At 63.0% G+C, this 15,262-nt stretch carries 12 protein-coding genes; 2 read left to right on the top strand and 10 right to left on the bottom strand.

All coding sequences use genetic code 11. The annotated features are described in order from the left end of the window. The first annotated feature begins 10 nt into the window (after nt 1-10). A protein-coding gene (locus GC1_RS19445; RefSeq protein WP_152612468.1) for an IS3 family transposase occupies nt 11-1,098 on the top strand; the annotation gives its coding sequence in 2 pieces (ribosomal slippage) (nt 11-272 and nt 272-1,098; 1,089 coding nt in all). Nucleotides 1,099-1,439: 341 nt separating this feature from the next. Here GC1_RS19445 and GC1_RS19440 read toward each other — a convergent pair. The 10 genes from GC1_RS19440 to qhpG all read right to left on the bottom strand — a co-directional run bounded on the left by GC1_RS19440 (nt 1,440) and on the right by qhpG (nt 13,709). After that, nucleotides 1,440-3,134, bottom strand: a complete 1,695-nt coding sequence (locus GC1_RS19440; protein WP_019297906.1) for an AMP-binding protein — start codon at nt 3,132-3,134, stop codon at nt 1,440-1,442. A 68-nt stretch (nt 3,135-3,202) separates the two neighbouring features. Further along, on the bottom strand, nt 3,203-4,606 hold the full coding sequence (locus GC1_RS19435; protein ID WP_019297905.1) for an aldehyde dehydrogenase family protein: 1,404 nt from the start codon (nt 4,604-4,606) through the stop codon (nt 3,203-3,205). Between the two features lie 15 nt (nt 4,607-4,621). Continuing rightward, nucleotides 4,622-5,614 carry a helix-turn-helix domain-containing protein gene (locus tag GC1_RS19430; protein ID WP_019297904.1) on the bottom strand — a complete coding sequence of 331 codons (993 nt, stop codon included), beginning with the start codon at nt 5,612-5,614 and terminating at the stop codon, nt 4,622-4,624. Beyond that, nucleotides 5,611-6,267, bottom strand: a complete 657-nt coding sequence (locus tag GC1_RS19425) for a hypothetical protein (RefSeq protein WP_019297903.1) — start codon at nt 6,265-6,267, stop codon at nt 5,611-5,613. Before GC1_RS19425 ends, GC1_RS19430 begins: the two co-directional genes overlap by 4 nt. Continuing rightward, nucleotides 6,264-8,000 carry an ABC transporter ATP-binding protein gene (locus GC1_RS19420; protein ID WP_019297902.1) on the bottom strand — a complete coding sequence of 579 codons (1,737 nt, stop codon included), beginning with the start codon at nt 7,998-8,000 and terminating at the stop codon, nt 6,264-6,266. The genes GC1_RS19425 and GC1_RS19420 overlap by 4 nt, the downstream gene beginning before the upstream one ends. Further along, a complete protein-coding gene (gene peaD, locus GC1_RS19415) occupies nt 7,997-9,076 on the bottom strand; it encodes a quinohemoprotein amine dehydrogenase subunit beta (protein ID WP_019297901.1) in 1,080 nt (359 codons plus the stop codon). Before peaD ends, GC1_RS19420 begins: the two co-directional genes overlap by 4 nt. Nucleotides 9,077-9,089: 13 nt before the next feature. Beyond that, nucleotides 9,090-9,413, bottom strand: a complete 324-nt coding sequence (gene qhpC, locus GC1_RS19410; RefSeq protein ID WP_019297900.1) for a quinohemoprotein amine dehydrogenase subunit gamma — start codon at nt 9,411-9,413, stop codon at nt 9,090-9,092. After that, a complete protein-coding gene (gene peaB / locus GC1_RS19405; protein ID WP_019297899.1) occupies nt 9,410-10,834 on the bottom strand; it encodes a quinohemoprotein amine dehydrogenase maturation protein in 1,425 nt (474 codons plus the stop codon). Before peaB ends, qhpC begins: the two co-directional genes overlap by 4 nt. A gap of 17 nt (nt 10,835-10,851) precedes the next feature. Continuing rightward, nucleotides 10,852-12,375, bottom strand: a complete 1,524-nt coding sequence (gene peaA, locus GC1_RS19400; RefSeq protein ID WP_019297898.1) for a quinohemoprotein amine dehydrogenase subunit alpha — start codon at nt 12,373-12,375, stop codon at nt 10,852-10,854. Next, complete coding sequence (qhpG, locus tag GC1_RS19395) at nt 12,351-13,709, bottom strand: flavin-dependent monooxygenase QhpG (protein ID WP_019297897.1); 1,359 nt, start codon at nt 13,707-13,709, stop codon at nt 12,351-12,353. The genes peaA and qhpG overlap by 25 nt, the downstream gene beginning before the upstream one ends. A 199-nt stretch (nt 13,710-13,908) precedes the next feature. Between qhpG and qhpR the strand changes: the two genes are divergently transcribed. Next, complete coding sequence (qhpR, locus tag GC1_RS19390; RefSeq protein WP_237754643.1) at nt 13,909-14,925, top strand: AraC-like transcriptional regulator QhpR; 1,017 nt, start codon at nt 13,909-13,911, stop codon at nt 14,923-14,925. Nucleotides 14,926-15,262 lie beyond the last annotated feature (337 nt).

Raw genomic sequence — 15,262 nt, 5'->3', positions numbered from 1 at the left:
GGAGATTCCGATGAAGAAGACACGTTTCCCTGAGGCCCAGATCATGGGTATTCTGCGGCAGATGGAGAACGGCGTGCCCGTATCCGAGCTGTGCCGCGAGCACGGTATGAGCAGTGCCACGGTCTACAAGTGGCGGGCCAAGTATGGCGGGATGGACGCCAGCCTCATCAGTGAGATGAAGGCTATGGCCGAGGAGAACCGCCGGCTGAAGCGCATGTACGCCGACGTCAGCATGCAGAACGACCTGCTGAAGGAGGCGCTCGGAAAAAAATGATACGGCCAGCTCAGCGCCGAGAGTTGGCCGTGAAAGCGGTGGCGATGAAAGGCGTCAGCATTGCGCTGGCCTGCCGGGCATTTGGCGTCAGCGAGACATGCTACCGATACAGCCCGAAGCTAAACGAGGAGAACGAACAGATCGCCGATCTGCTCCTCGGACTGACAACGGCGAGGAAGACCTGGGGGTTTGGCCTGAGCTTCCTGTATCTGCGCAATGTCCAGGGGCATTCATGGAACCACAAGCGCGTTTACAGGATCTACCGTGAACTGGAGCTGAACCTTCGGATCAAGCCGCGCAAGCGTATGAAGCGGGAGAAGCCGGATGAACTGGCGGTTCCAGAGGTGCCAAACGAGGTCTGGTCGATGGATTTCATGGCGGATCGTCAGGAGGACGGTCGCCAGTTCCGGCTGCTGAACGTCTTGGATGATTTCAACCGAGAGGGTCTGGGCATAGAGGTGGACTTCTCGCTACCGGCTGAACGGGTCGTGCGCGCGCTGAACCAGATCATCGAATGGCGCGGCGCACCCAGGACAATTCGAGTCGACAACGGCCCCGAATACGTCAGCGGAACGCTCATGGAGTGGGCTGAGAACAGGGGCATCACCCTGGCCTACATCCAGCCCGGCAAGCCCCAGCAGAACGCCTATGTCGAGCGTTACAACCGGACGGTCCGGCACGAATGGCTGGACCTCTACATCTTCGAAAGCATCGACGAGGTGCAGCAGATTGCCACCGAATGGCTCTGGTCCTACAACAATGAACGTCCGAATATGGGCAACGGCGGGATGACCCCCGCCCAGAAACTGAGAATGGCCGCGTAAATTCTACGACCAAGCCCCCGCAAAAATGGGGGGATTACCTTTGCATGCCCATTCGAAAATATTCATGTCACCATGTCGCGAACCAAGGTTTGTTGTGGAAGCGATGGCGCTGGCTTCGGAGCTGAATTCTCACATTCCAAACTTTTCGGCGTTACCACTTCCACAGCTTTGATCGCCAAGCGGACTCATGTGATGCCGGTTTTGACTTACCTAGCTCGCCTCGAAGGCACTTTTCTTCCCTGCAACTTGCACTTCATATCTCTACAAGTTCCAAACCTGTCCTGAGGTCCGCGTTCTGCTGGTCGTTTATCAGCTGGCTTTGGTTTTCGTCGTTGCGTGTTTCAAGACAAAGCCAGCTGCTGCACCATGGCTTCGCGCATTTTGAATTTTTGCGGTTTGCCTGTGACGGTCATAGGGAGTTCCGCCACGATCCGCACATAATGCGGGACCTTGAAATGTGCTATCTGGCCACGGCAATGCGTCAGGATTTGATCCTCAGTAAGGCTGGCGCCGGTGGCAGGAACGATCCAGGCGCAAACCTGTTCACCGAATCTTTGGTCCGGCACGCCAAAAACCTGTGCATCACCAACTTCCGGGTGGCGGAGCAGGAATTCTTCGATTTCGCGCGGATAGATGTTCTCTCCCCCGCGGATAATCATGTCCTTGATGCGGCCGGTAATGCTGCAAAATCCCTCTGTATCGATGGTGGCCAGGTCGCCAGTGCGCATCCAACCGTCCGCTTGCACAGCCTCGGTAGCAGCTGGATCGTCCCAGTAACTCTCCATCACGGAATAACCGCGCACCAGCAGTTCACCCTGTTCACCCGCTGGCACGGTTCGGCCCTCAGCATCCACAGCCTTCACCTCCAAATGCGGATGCACCCGGCCCACGGTGGTGCAGCGTTTCTCTGTTGGGTCGGTGGTGAAGCTTTGAAAGGAGACCGGCGCGGTTTCGGTCATACCGTAGCAAATCGTCACCTCTTGCATGTGCATGTCGCGGTTGGCCCGGTGCATAATCTCGATGGGGCAGGGGGCGCCTGCCATGATCCCGGTGCGAAGACTGGCAATATCCCGCGGGTTTTGATCCAGCTCCTGCAGCATGGCGACAAACATTGTCGGCACGCCGTAAAGCGCGGTTGCGTGTTCCGCGGCGGCGGCCTCCAGGACGGAGCCCGGTTCGAACGCTTCCCCTGGAAAAATCATCGTGGCACCTTTTGAAACCGCGCCGAGCACGCCCATCACCATGCCGAAGCAATGGTAGAGCGGCACAGGGATTAGCAGCCGGTCGGCTTCGGTCAGTTTGATGCGGTCTGTAACAAAACGGGCGTTGTTGACGATATTGAAATGCGTCAGAGTCGCCCCTTTGGGCAACCCGGTGGTTCCGGAGGTGAACTGGATATTGATCGCCTCCTCCGGTTTCAGCCCCGCACTGATTGTGTCCAGCTCTGCGGTGTCCGCACCCGCACCTAGCTCCTGCACGGTTTCAAAAGACAGAACGCCAGGGCCAGTATCTGCCGCCATCACCACCGCATAGCGCAAGGCGGGCAGCCGTGCTGGAGACAGCGGACCGGCGGCCAGTTCGGGTGCCAGTTCGCGGATCATGCCCAGGTAGTTAGAACTCTTGAAACTTTCCGCCGCGATCAGCACTTTGCAACCGGTCTTGTTGAGCGCGTATTCCAGTTCCGCCAGCCGGTATGCGGGGTTGATCGTCACAAGGATGGCGCCGATCCGGGCGGTGGCGAACTGGGTCAGCACCCATTCGCAGCGGTTGGGGGACCAGATGCCGACCCGGTCGCCCTTCGCAACCCCGAGCTCCAGCAGGCCCGCGGCCAGTTCATCCGCCTTCCGGGCCAGCTCCGCATAGGTCATCCGGATGCCGGCATCCGTGAACACCAGCGCCTCACGGCTGCCGTGCTGCTCCACCGCCTGCCGCAGCAGCGCTGGGATGGTGATATGCTGCAGCGGCGGCTCATCCGGCCCATGCACATGCGAGAGGCCGTCAATCGGGGCGGTGGGATCGGTTTGCGGGTCAGTCATGGTCAGTCTCTGCTGATGAAGCGGACCGGGCCGCCGCGGCGGCAGCCCGGCCGGGTGTTAAAATGGGATCAGCCGCGGGCGACGTTGATCACCTGCATCTGGGTGTATTCCGCCAGCCCCTCGACCGATTGTTCGACGCCGAGGCCAGAGCCCTTGAAACCCGCCATCGGGATATGCGGGCCGATGTTCAGCTGCTGGTTGACCCAGATGGTGCCGGATTCGATGCGCCCGGCAATCTCGGTCGCCTTGGTGGTATCGGCGGAATGCACCGACCCGCCCAGCCCGTAGTCGGACGCGTTGGCGCGGGCGATCACGTCGCCAATGTCGTCAAAGCGGATCACTGGCAGCACCGGGCCGAACTGCTCCTCATCGACGATTTTCTGCCCGTCGGTCACATCGCGCACAATAGTGGGGGGCACGAAATAGCCCGGACCGTCCTTGGCCGCCCCGCCCGCAATAATCCGGCCGCAGGCGCGGGCGTCCTCCAGGAACCCCTTTATCTTCTCAAACTGCGCTTTGTTCTGGATCGGGCCAATGGTCGTCCCCTGCTTCATGCCGTCATCGACCACTGCCTGTTCGGCCAGCGCCGCCAGCTCGGCGCAGAACTCCTCATAGATTTCGCTGTGCACATAGGCGCGTTTCACCGCCAGGCAGACCTGCCCGGCATTCAGGAACGCCCCGCCATAGACCTTCTCGGCCGCCGCCTTCACGTCCACATCCGGCAGCACGATGGCCGGATCGTTGCCACCCATCTCCAGCGTAACCCGCTTCATGGTGTCCGCCGCACTCGCCATGATCCGCTTGCCGGTCTCGGACGAGCCGGTAAAGCCGATCTTGGCCACATCCGGATGAGCCGTCAGCTTGGGGCCAAGGTCATTGGCATCGGTGATGATGTTCACCAGCCCCGCCGGGAAGATCCGCGCGCAGATCTCGCCCAGCTTCAGTGCCGTGACGGGGGTGGTCGGCGCGGGCTTCAGCACAATGGCATTGCCCGCCATCAGCGCAGGCCCGATCTTCCAGCAGCATAGAAGCAGCGGGAAGTTCCAGGCGATGATGCCCGCCACCACGCCCAGCGGCTTGTGCCGGGTCTCGATCCGGAACTCCTCGTCGTCCTGAATGACCCGGTCCGGCAGCTCCAGCGTGGCTGTATGCGCCAGATAACCTTGCGACCAAGCGACTTCGCCCTGCGCCTCAGGCAGCGGCTTGCCCTGCTCCAATGTGATCAGCCGTGCCAGCTCATCGGTTTCCTCGCCTATGGCGGCAGCCAGCGCCTCGACCTTGGCGCGCCGCTCGGCCATTGGAGTTTCCGCCCAGGCCTTCTGGGCCGCCTTGGCGGCGGCCACCGCCTGCTCCATCTGGGCCTCGGAGGCATGCGGCACGCGGGCAAACACCTCCTCCGTTGCCGGGTTGATCACCTCGATCATGCGCTCCGCCGAAACCTGTTCGCCGTTGACCAGCATGCCATAGTCCATTGCCGTTCTCCCTGTTTAACCGTCAGCCGGGTTTGATTGAAAAAGACAAGCACGGCCCGGCGGCGCGGTCTTGGTGGCAGGTGCCAAAGAGTTTGCGTCCTGCGCCAAAAATCCGCAGCGATTGCAGCTGCCAAGGAACCCGCGCGGCGAACAGCCGAACTGTTGACGGAAGCTGCGGTTGAAATGGGAAATATCGCCGAACCCAGCGCCATAGGCGATCTGGGCAATCGGCACCCGGACGCCCTGCCGCGCCGCGTGGCGCAGCTTGGCCGCCACCACTGCAAGCCTTGCGCGGGTCAGGCAGCCGGTGAAAGTGGTGCCGTTGTCCTGAAACTCGCGTTGCAACTGTCGCCGCGACAGCCCGGTGCGAGCGGCCAGCGCGTCCACTGTCAGCCCCGGGTCGGTGCTCAGCAGCTCCAGCGTCTCGCGCACCAGCCGAAACCGGTTCTTGCGGCTGCCCAAATTGCCCGCCCCCGAGTGAGGGCCGTCGGCAAAGGCCAGCAGCACTAAATCAAAGATATATTCTGCGTTGTCGACTGCGCCCTTTGTATCCAGCAGCCCGCACAGACTGGCGTGCAGCGGATGCGCCGGGGTGATCTTGCAGCCTGCTGCGGGTATATCCCTGCGTCTCTCCAGCACCAGCGCCCGCGGCAGATGCGCCGACAGAAAGGCGGCAGGCCCGCCACTGATGCTCAGCTCCGCCGCGCGGGTGGAGTCGAGCAGCAGAAAATCCCCGGGTCTCAGTAGGGTCTCGCGGCCCGCGTGCAGGATGCCGGTTTCCCCTTCCAGCTGGCGCAGCAAAAAGAAATGCTCCTGATCGTCGCGCAGAATACCCTTGCGGGTGCGCTCAATCCGGGCCGGCAGGCAGCGGATTTCGGCCACATCAATGCCGCTGCGCCGGTGAAGGTCAAACGATCCCGCCCAATTTCCTGAGGCCCGATCCGGGGTCGCATAATAGTGGCCGCAATTGGCGCGCAGCGTGCTGTTCCAGTTGTCAAAGCAGATCATGCGGCCTGCGGGCCTCCTGTCCCGATGCGTTCCCGGCCGGTGAAGGACGGGTTTTGCAGCATGTTCTCAATGCCGCCGCTCATGCAGGCCCGGGCCAGCAGCCCGGTGAAATGCGCCGCTGCCAGGCTGGCACCCCGGACCGGAACGCCAGAGGTGACGGGGCAGGCGCCGTATTGTGCGCCCGGCAAGTTCAACAGCGACCATTGGCTGCTGTTGCAGCGGGCATCGCCTTGCACTGAAACCACGCCCGCGCACCCTGCCGGATAAACCGGCGTGCCACGCGCCGGGGCAGAGGCGACCAGCAGCTTTCCCGCTGCCAGAACCGCAGCTACCGCCTCATCCATCAGCGGACTGGACTTACCATGACCAAAGGAACAGTGAACGATCTCCGCTTCCGACACCGCGGCCCGGTGCAGCGCCTCCGCCACGTTGGCAAGAGAGGTGGACAAGCGGCCCGCAAAGATGCTGAGCCCAAGGATCCGCGCGCCTGTTGCATTTGCGTGGATGGCAGCGGCCATGCAGCTGGCATGCAGTGCCGCCGGGCTTTCTGCCGCTCTCGGGTGCATGGCGCAGATATCCGCTCGGCCTGCGAAGCCCGGAGCATCCGCAGCCAGCGGCCCGTCAATCAGCGCTATCAACGGTGCGCGTGTCATGACTTCACCTCTGCCAATTCGATCACCAAGTCGAATTTCCCGCTCGCCGCCGCACCGCCGTGGGCGGTCAGGATGCGGGTGGTGCAGGTAAAGGCCTCATCGATATAGGCCAGGATCCGAGTCGCAGTGGCAGGATCCACCTCCGACAGTGCCTCATCCAGGATCAGGATATCAAACGGCGTCAGCAGCGCCCGCAGTAAACACAACCGCTGGCGTTCACCGCCTGACAGTGTCAGCCCGCCTTCGCCCAGCATCGTGTCAAGGCCTTCAGGACCGCGGAACCTGTCCGCCAGGCCGAACAGCTCCAGCAGCTCCCACACCCGCGCTTCATTCTCAGGCTTCACCCAGAAGGCGCGGCTTTGGAACAGGTTGCCGCGCAGACTGGCCCGCACAGTGAAGGGCCGCTGCCCGGCATGGGCTACACGGTCAGGCAGGCTGTCCCCGCCAAGCAGGCGCAAGTCCGCGCCGCCCAGAGCGACATGTCCGGCCAAGGGCTGTGCCCGCCCGCATAGTACAGCCAGGAGCGACGTCTTGCCCGTGCCACTGGCCCCCTTCAGGGCCACTCTGGCACCCTCGGGAATGCTCAGGGTGAGCGGACCCAGAGGAGGGGTGTTTCCGCGAGAAATGGTTACATTGTCTAATTGCAGACCATAGCCGGAAGGAGAGAAACGGTTAGAAGGGGCAGAGGGTGATTGCATCACCGCATCCAGCCGTGCCGCGGCCACCTTGACCCGCGCCTGTGCGTGCCACAGTCCCAGCAGAGACTGCATCGGCCCGGTCATAAATCCCATATAGGCGATAAAGGCCATCAGCGAGCCCAATGGCCACTGGCCGCGGATCACCATCAGGCCGCCCGCCAGAAAAATCGCGGAGCGTGTCAGCGCCGACAACAGCACTGGTACTGCGCGGGTGAACTCGCTCCAAAGGTTTTGTGAAATCAGCTTCTGGCTCAGTCCGGCATGATCCCGCAGGCTGCGCCGCTGCGCCCATTCTGCACCACGCGCGGCCTGCAGCGCGGGCAGGCCGAACAGCGTCTCGGACAGCCCCGCCGCATACTGCCCCTGCATCTCGCGCACCGCTGCCGCGTGGCGCTCGGTTCGGGGCCGCGCCCAGATCAGAAAGGCCAGCTCCGCAGGTGCCAGAAGCGCCGTGAGTAGCCCCAGCCGCCAGTCCAGCACCATCAGCATCATGGAGCCGCCAATCAGCCGGATCAGTGCCGAGGAGCCGCTCAGCACCGCGTTGAACGCAAATTTCTGTACTTCCGCCGCGTCGCCATCAATCCGCGCCAGTAGCTCACCCGCGCGCTGGCCAGCAAACCAGCCGACCGGCTTGGCGGACAGCCGCGACAGCAGTCGCTGCCGCATCCGCGCCAGCATTCGGACCGAGGCTCGCATGTGCAGTATATTGCTCAGCGCGCCGGTGCCGGTGGCCAGCAGGCCGATCCCGAACAAAGCCAGCGACCAAATCACCAGCTGCGTGGCATCTCCCGCCATTAGCCCGCTGTCAATGACCAGCTTGCTAATATAGGGCGGCAGCAGGCCAAGCGCGGCAGCGGCAAAGCTGATCAGCAGGAGAACCGCCAGCCGCCGCCGGTGCGGGCGCAACAGCGGCAGCAGCCACCTCGCAGTTGCGGGCGTGAAAAGTGCGGCGCCAACGCGTGAAGGCAGGCGCGGCCAGTCCCGGGCAGCAGCACCGCCCGGCTGGGGGGAGAGTTTGGCAGCAGGCCTGTTCATCCCTGCGGCACGACATGCAGGGTGGAGACGGACATATCCCCGCCCGACGGGATCCGGATCTCGCCCACGCGGTCCAGTGTCTCGCTGTCGTAGATGCCAATGTCGTCATTGGTGCCCGCGACATAGATTTCCTTCCCGTCGCTGGAGACATTGATGACGTAATAGGTGTGCGGCAGGTCCACCCGCTTGACCAGCTCCTGGGTTTCCAGGTTGTGCTTGGACAGCTGGGTATAGACGCCATAGAGGTGTTTGGGATCCACCGCGCTGCGCACAGCCGAGAACATCAGCACCTCGAAAGAGGCAAAATCGGCGATCTCGGTCTCTCCGCTGTTCAGATCAACTGACTGGTAGCCCCAGACGAAATCCGCCATTTCCTGCTGAGTTTCGTCTGTAAAGACCGCCGCCGTATACATCAGCAGCATCTCGTCGTTCTGGCTGCCGGTCGGCCAGAAGGCCAGCACATCGGGCGGGCTGTATGTGGGGCGGTCCCAGCTGGCATTGGCAATCGCCACCTCGGTCTCGCCAGTGCCGGGATCGACCCGGTAGATCTCATGCCCTGCGACATAGACCTGGCCGTTGCGGTCGCTCGCCATCAGGGTGGACCGCCGCGGCGCCTCATAGGTGGCGGACGGCGTGGCCTCCAGCCCGGCGCCCGCGTCATAGACGGCAAACTCCGGCTGCATCACCTCGTAGCGGTCGGTTTTCTTGCGCACCGGATTGCGCACCGTGTAGATCTGGCTGCCGTCCTTGGAGACCGCCAGCGACGCCAAGGAGCGGCGGGTCACATCGCCCTCCGACTGGGCGGCGTGAAAGACCTTTTCGCAGGTCTCGATATCCACCCCGACCACATCCTGCCAATGGTTCAGCAGCACATAGGCGATGCGGTTGTCCGGCGACATGGCAATCACACCGGGCGTCACATTCGCCCCCAGGTCGCAGTCGGCCTTGACCGAGCGGTCTTCGGCGTCAAAGACATAGAGGTTGGAGGGCCGGGCCACCGTCACCAGAAGGTCGCCAGCGGCCAGCGGCAGGGCTGACGCGCAAAACGCGGCAGCAGCAAAAAGCGCGGATTTCATGATGCGGGTCTCCTCAGGTTTCGGCATCGGTGGGATAAGTGGCGCCAAGCGCGCGCCAGTCCTTGGCGGCATTGGGCGCGCCCTCGTCCCAGTTCGGGTGGTTGACCATGATGTCGGGCACCTGCGCAGGCCACCAGCAGGGGTCGGAGCAGCCGTAAAGGTCCGCCTCCATCGGCTGGCACAGCGCGGCCAGCCCGCCAAAGGGATCAACCTCCCAGCCCGGATCGAATGTTGTGGCGCATCCGGCAGTCACGGTCTGCATCGCGCGGACCTCGTCCATCTGGCCTTCGGCCGCGGCCTGCTGCACGCGTTCGGCTTTCTGATTGAGCGGTTTCATTTTCCAAACGCCCTCCTCGGCGCAACATGTTGGTGAAAATACTGCGGCGCCTGGGCGATCAGCCGGGCATAGGCGGCGACGCCAAAGTCGATCCAGTCGCGCATCAGGTCGCAGTAGTGATAGGTGGGCATCATCGGGTCGCTGAAATGGGCATAGCTCTCGTGGTAGCAGCCGCCCGCGCACAGGTTGCGGATCCGGCAGGTGGCGCAGCCCTTCTCAGTGCGGTCAGACCGCGCCTTGATGAAGCCCGACAGTTCTTTGCGCTTGATGCCCTCGTCGACGGTGCCGAACTGGCCCATTTCCGAGCCGGTGAACCGGTGGCAAAGGTTCAGCGCGCCATCGTGGTTCACTGCCAGCATCCCAACCCCGGCCCCGCAGGGCAGCGCCTTGGAGCGCCCCTCATAGAGGTCGTTCATCATCTGATGCATGTTGGAAAAGCCGATGTTGCGGCCCTGCAGCGCCGCCTCGACATACAGGCGGCCCAAGGATTTCATCCCCTCGAACACCTCCAGCAGCTCGGCGCCGTTGAGGTTGAAGGCATCCATCTCGCCCGAGGTGACCGGCGAGAAGCCTACCTCGGCGAAACCGATGTCGTTCTTCAGATGATCCCAGATTTCCACGATGTTGGTGATCCCTGCGGTCAGGGTGACACGGGCACCCACCGGCTTGGATTTGTACCGCGACAGCAGCAGCCGCGCCTTGGCAGCCACCGTGTCATAGGTGCCCTTGCCGCCCACCGTCTTGCGGTTCAGGTCATGCTGCGCCTTGGGCCCGTCGATGGAAACCGTCAGGCCAAAGCGGTGTTCGTCCAGCCAGTCGATCAGCGGTTCGGTCAGCAGCGTCGCATTGGTGGTGAGGCTGAAGTTCACCTCCTTGCCAAGCGCCGCAAAATGCGGCTCAGCCCAGTCCACCACCTTCCGGATCAACGGCAGGTTCGACAGGGGCTCGCCGCCGAAGAACACGATGTTGTAGCTGTCCCGGTCCGGGTTCTCGGCCAGCAGCATCTCCGCTGACTTCCGTGCAGTGTCAAAGGCCATCTTCTGGCCCTTCGACGGCACCGCCAGATCCTCCTTGTAGCAGTAGGAGCACGCCAGGTTACAGCCGGTGTTGACGTTCAGAACGATGGTCGTAAGCGGGAAGGTCTCGATCTCGATTGGCAGGCGCTCCGGCTGCAGCGGTCGGCCGTCGTTGACGATATCCAGCCGCACCAGCCCGTCGAGCCGCGCCGCCGCATCCGATGCCGCGAACCGTGCCTCGAACTCGTTCATCGAGAACGCCTGCTCCTGCGCCACATAGTCGAGGATATCCCGGTCCACCCCGTCCATCTCGAAGATCGAGGTGGTGGGGACGTGGAACAGAACCTCGCGTCCCTCGACCTCAACCCGGTGCGCATTGGCCGGCTGATAGTGAAAGTCTTTCATGGTCTCTCTCCCAGGTCTCAGCGGATTGGCGGGTCGATGAAGCGCTGCACGGTGACGATCAGCATTGCCTCTGCCTGCTGGCCCATCGCCTCGGCCTGGACTTTCAGCTCACCCGCATTGTTGGCGCTGAAGGGACGGTCGGAATTGGGGCCGGCAACTGCGGGCAGGAAGATACCGTTTGACTGCATTTCGCCTGCAAATTCAGTGTCCTTCATGTGCGCCGCATGTTCATGCGCGTTGGCCACGTTCCATTGCGCCTCGACCCGGCCAATGCGCACGTCATCCTCGGTTCCGGCCTCGCCGTCGGGGCCGTTCCACATGCCAACCGCGTTGAAATAGGCAGGCACCGCCGCCGGGCCTTCCTCGCTGCCGCCACCCACGCGGGCGATGGTAAACTCAGGCTCCACCCGAAGGCTGTCGACGGAGGTGTAATGGGCGATCTGCCCCTCAGCCCCGCCCGCGCTGAAGGTGACAACGCCGTTGCCCTCCGCTGCCAGCGAAAGCGCGGCGCCAAAGGTGTTCGCAGTGGCCTCACCAGCAGAGGCGTCCAGACCTTCCAGTCCGGTGCCCACCACCTGTACCTGCACTTCCCCTGCCGGAACGGCAGAAGGAACTGTGCCCAGGATGACGCTGCCGGCCCCCTCCCGGACACCGCTCAGCGGCGCGCCCAGGGCATCGTTGCCGCGGTCGAACTGGCGGCCCTGCAGGCTGTTTCCATCCTCCGACAGCGCCAGCACCTGGCGGTAGGGGGTGCCGCCAATGTCCAGATTTGCACGCCATTCATAGCCGGTGTAGAGGTTCATCTGGCCGGACGCGGGATGCACGGTGCCGTCCGCCGTCACGAACTCGCCGCTGACCTGATAGGGCGAGGCATCGCCCGTGACCGACAGCTTCCCATAGGCCTCACCGATGCCGGGCAGATCGGTCATCACCACCCAATCGCCCGCCACCGGCTGCTTCTCCGCAGCCTGCCAATCTGTCCAGGCAGCAGTCTCCAGCGGATTCTGCTCCGCCAGGAAGCCCGCGATCTCGGTCCGGGCGATCTTGTACCACTCCCGGTCGCGGCCAAGCGCCTGGTATTCGATGGTTGGGAAATGGCCGACATGGAAATCCATATGCAGCTCCCACTCCTCCGCGGTGCGGTTCTGCAGCAGCCCCCTCGCGCCGGTATGGCAACGGGAGCACATTGAGGCGAAGGGCTCGTCGAAGCTCTCCTGCGCGTTTGGATCCTTCTCCAGAGCATAGCGGAACGGCGCTGCTTCGGAGGGGGCCAGGCCCTGGGTGTCCGCCAGATGCTGCACGATGGCGCGGCGGTCCTCTGCGCTGATGTCCAGCCCATGCGATTGCTGCATCCGGACGATGGTCATCATCCAGCCTTCGGGCGTCTTGCGCTGACCGCTGATCCGGCTCAGCCCGTTTTCCTCCGTCGTGTGGCAGCTGGAGCAGATATTCTGCAGCAGCTCCTCACTGGCTAGCGCAGGCATGGCGCCCGCCACTGACATCAGAAGTGCAGCTGTCAGGCCGCGGGATTGTAGTTGCATGAATCAGTCTCCCTGTTTGTGGTGTCCCAGGGGATCTGCGCCCCCTCGGTGAAGCCTTGCGATAAAAGCCATTGATGGATCGCCCGCGCCGCCTGGGGCGGCGCCTCGGGCAGAACCGTGCTGTGAAAGCGGGCGGCATCCGGCAGCGGCTGGCCGGTCAGGCGGCGCAGCAGAGGGACGATCTCCTGTCCGGCGGTAAAGGCCGCACCACCGGGGGCGTCCCGGGTGATCAGTACCTCCCGCCGCGCTAGAAAACCGTCTTGCACCACCACGCGCTTGCTCACATGCGGGTGGATGTCCGTGTCATGGGCAGGGGTGTCATCCGGCCAGGCCGCGCGCTGCTGCCAGAATGAGGTGCTGAATCCCGCCTCGCGGTAAAAGTCCCGGCCCACCCGGGCCTGCCGCCAGAAGGTCTCCGCTACCCGATTGCGGTAGAAGTCGCGGGCCAGTTCTGCCTCCCCAGCCAGCAGCGCCCGCGCAATGGGCACCGCCATCAGCGCCGAGGACACCGCCCAGAACATCCCGTGTCCCGACAAAGGGTCCAACGCTACCGCCGCATCGCCCAGCCGCGGGCAGAGCGGGTCCAAATCCGGTGCCGCCAGCCGCGGCGCAATTGCATGAACGGACGGACGGGCAGGCAAGGGGATGTCTGAAAGTACGGTCCCCCACAAAGCAGCCAAGGCAGCCTTGCCGCCTTTACGGCCGAGCGTAGCCGCGCTGCCCACGGCTTGCAGCCATAGGCAGTCCCGTTTCACTGGAACCGACCAGACCCAGCCATCAGGCCGCGCTTCGATCCGGGGTGTCTCTATGCCTCCAGCCTGCGGCGGTGCAAATCCGGCAACTGAGATTGTATCTGGCCCCACTAGATCAGCACGGTCCCTATCCGAGCTCTTGCGCGGCGCGCGGCGGCCGCGGGCCTCAAGCAGCAACCGGGCAGACAGGCGTTGGCCATCGGCCAGGCGGATTTCACCGGCATTCGGCCGAACACTGGACACCGCCGCATAGGTAACGCTGACGCCCGCATCCTGCGCAGCCCCCAGCAGCCCGGCATCAAACGCGCTGCGGTCGGCCAGGTGCTCGCTGTTCTGCCCGCCCTGGAAAGCGCCCCAGCTGACATGGCGTTGGGCTGCCGGGCCAATTCCTTCCAGCGGCAAACCGTGCCGCGCCAGGATCGCAGCGACGCGGCTGGACATGCCCTCGTACCGCGGCCCGCGCGGTGGAAGGGTGGCCAACGCCACGCGGAACCCGGCACGCGTCAGCAGAACCGCTGCCACCGATCCGGCCGGGCCGCCGCCTGCAATTGCGATATCAAAGGTGCCAATTTGAGGTGCCATTTAATCAAGGTGCCCCAGCGGGCCGTTCCTTGTGGCGGACACTTCCGGACAACTACCCGACATTTCCGGACAGATTCGGCCGCTGCGGCCCCGGTTTCGGCAAAATTTCTGGAACAGCGGATTTTTGCGGTATTCTGGCGCAATCCTGAGGAACTGCCCGATGCCACACACCTACCAGCCCCGGATTTCCGCCTCCACTTTGAACGACCCGCTGCGGGCCGTTGAGTTTCTGAACGGAGATGCTGCCCCGGTTTTCCGCAGCGCTGGAATTGGTCCCACGGACCTGGCGGGGGAGATCGGCCTGAAGCAGTTTGTGGATTTCTGCGAGCACGCGTCGAGCATTTTGAAACTGCCCGATTTCGGCTGGCGTGTCGGTTCTGTTTTCAACCTGCAAAACCTTGGCGAGGTTGGAGAATTCATAAACCAGGCGCCAACGCTTGGTGCAGCACTGTCGCTGTTTCGAAATGCTTTCCCTATTGTGCAAAGCGACTCTGAATTGCGGCTGGCAGTGGACGCCGGTCAGGCCGTTTTGACCTATAGAATTTTGGACAACCGAATCTGGCCGCGGCGGCAGGACGCGGAGCTGACGCTGGCGGTTTTCCACAACCTGATACGGTCTGCTGCCGGACCGGATTGGCGGCCAGAGCTGCTGTCGCTGGAGCACGAATCAAGCGCTCTGCAAAGCGGCAGCAAGGCTGGTCCCCGCTGTCCGGTGCAATTTGCATCCCCCGCGAACCGGCTGGTGTTTTCTGCAGGACTGCTGGATCTGCCGCTGCCTGGCGGTGCCAACCCTGCGTTCAAGGAAGCAGCTCAGTCGATTGTTCAAAATGCCAGGCAGAGCGAACGCGCCGCGCCAGTTACCGTGCGGGTGCGCCGCGAGTTGATGATGCGGATCGGCCGAGAAAGTTTTGAGCAAACTGCCGTCGCCGCCGCGTTGGGCATGTCCCGGCGCACCTTGCGGCGCCGGCTGGAAGATGAGGGGCAAAAATATTCGCACCTCCTAGCGGGATGCCGGATGGAAATTGCCAAGCGCATGCTGCTGATCCCTGGTGCGCACCTCCAAGACGTCTCTGCATGGCTTGGATATTCTGAAGTCTCCGCCTTTGAACGCGCATTCCGGCAGCAGGAGGGGGTAACTCCCAGCCGTTTCCGGAGGCAGGTCTCGGACTGCGGTCTTGGGGACAATGCAGGTGAGGTCGCATTGGCATCAAATTGAAACAGGAAATCAATTCGTAATTCGTGACACGCCTTACATGCGGCGGTTGGCACCCTTCAGACTTCAGTGAAGGTGTCTATCTGCATGGACAGTCGTATGCACCTGGTACATTTTTGGGCTGCTCATCCGAATTGCTTGATGTCCCTTAATAGACCTTTCGTTCCTTTCTGCGGATGGTTCCTGCCTCGTCCTATACATCGTGGGGCCGAGTGCCCCTAACCTTAGATTTTCATTTCCAAACACAGATGATTTGCGGTGGTCCTACCTCTGGCCTGTGCCAGCGCGGCGGTCTGTTGTGAACTTGCTTCGGGTGCAAGGTACCGAATTGGCGGGGAGT

Source organism: Leisingera sp. ANG1 (assembly GCF_000203975.2).
Classification (GTDB): domain Bacteria; phylum Pseudomonadota; class Alphaproteobacteria; order Rhodobacterales; family Rhodobacteraceae; genus Leisingera.
Note: the sequence above shows the minus strand (reverse complement) of the source record. Positions and strands in the feature narration are given on the sequence as shown.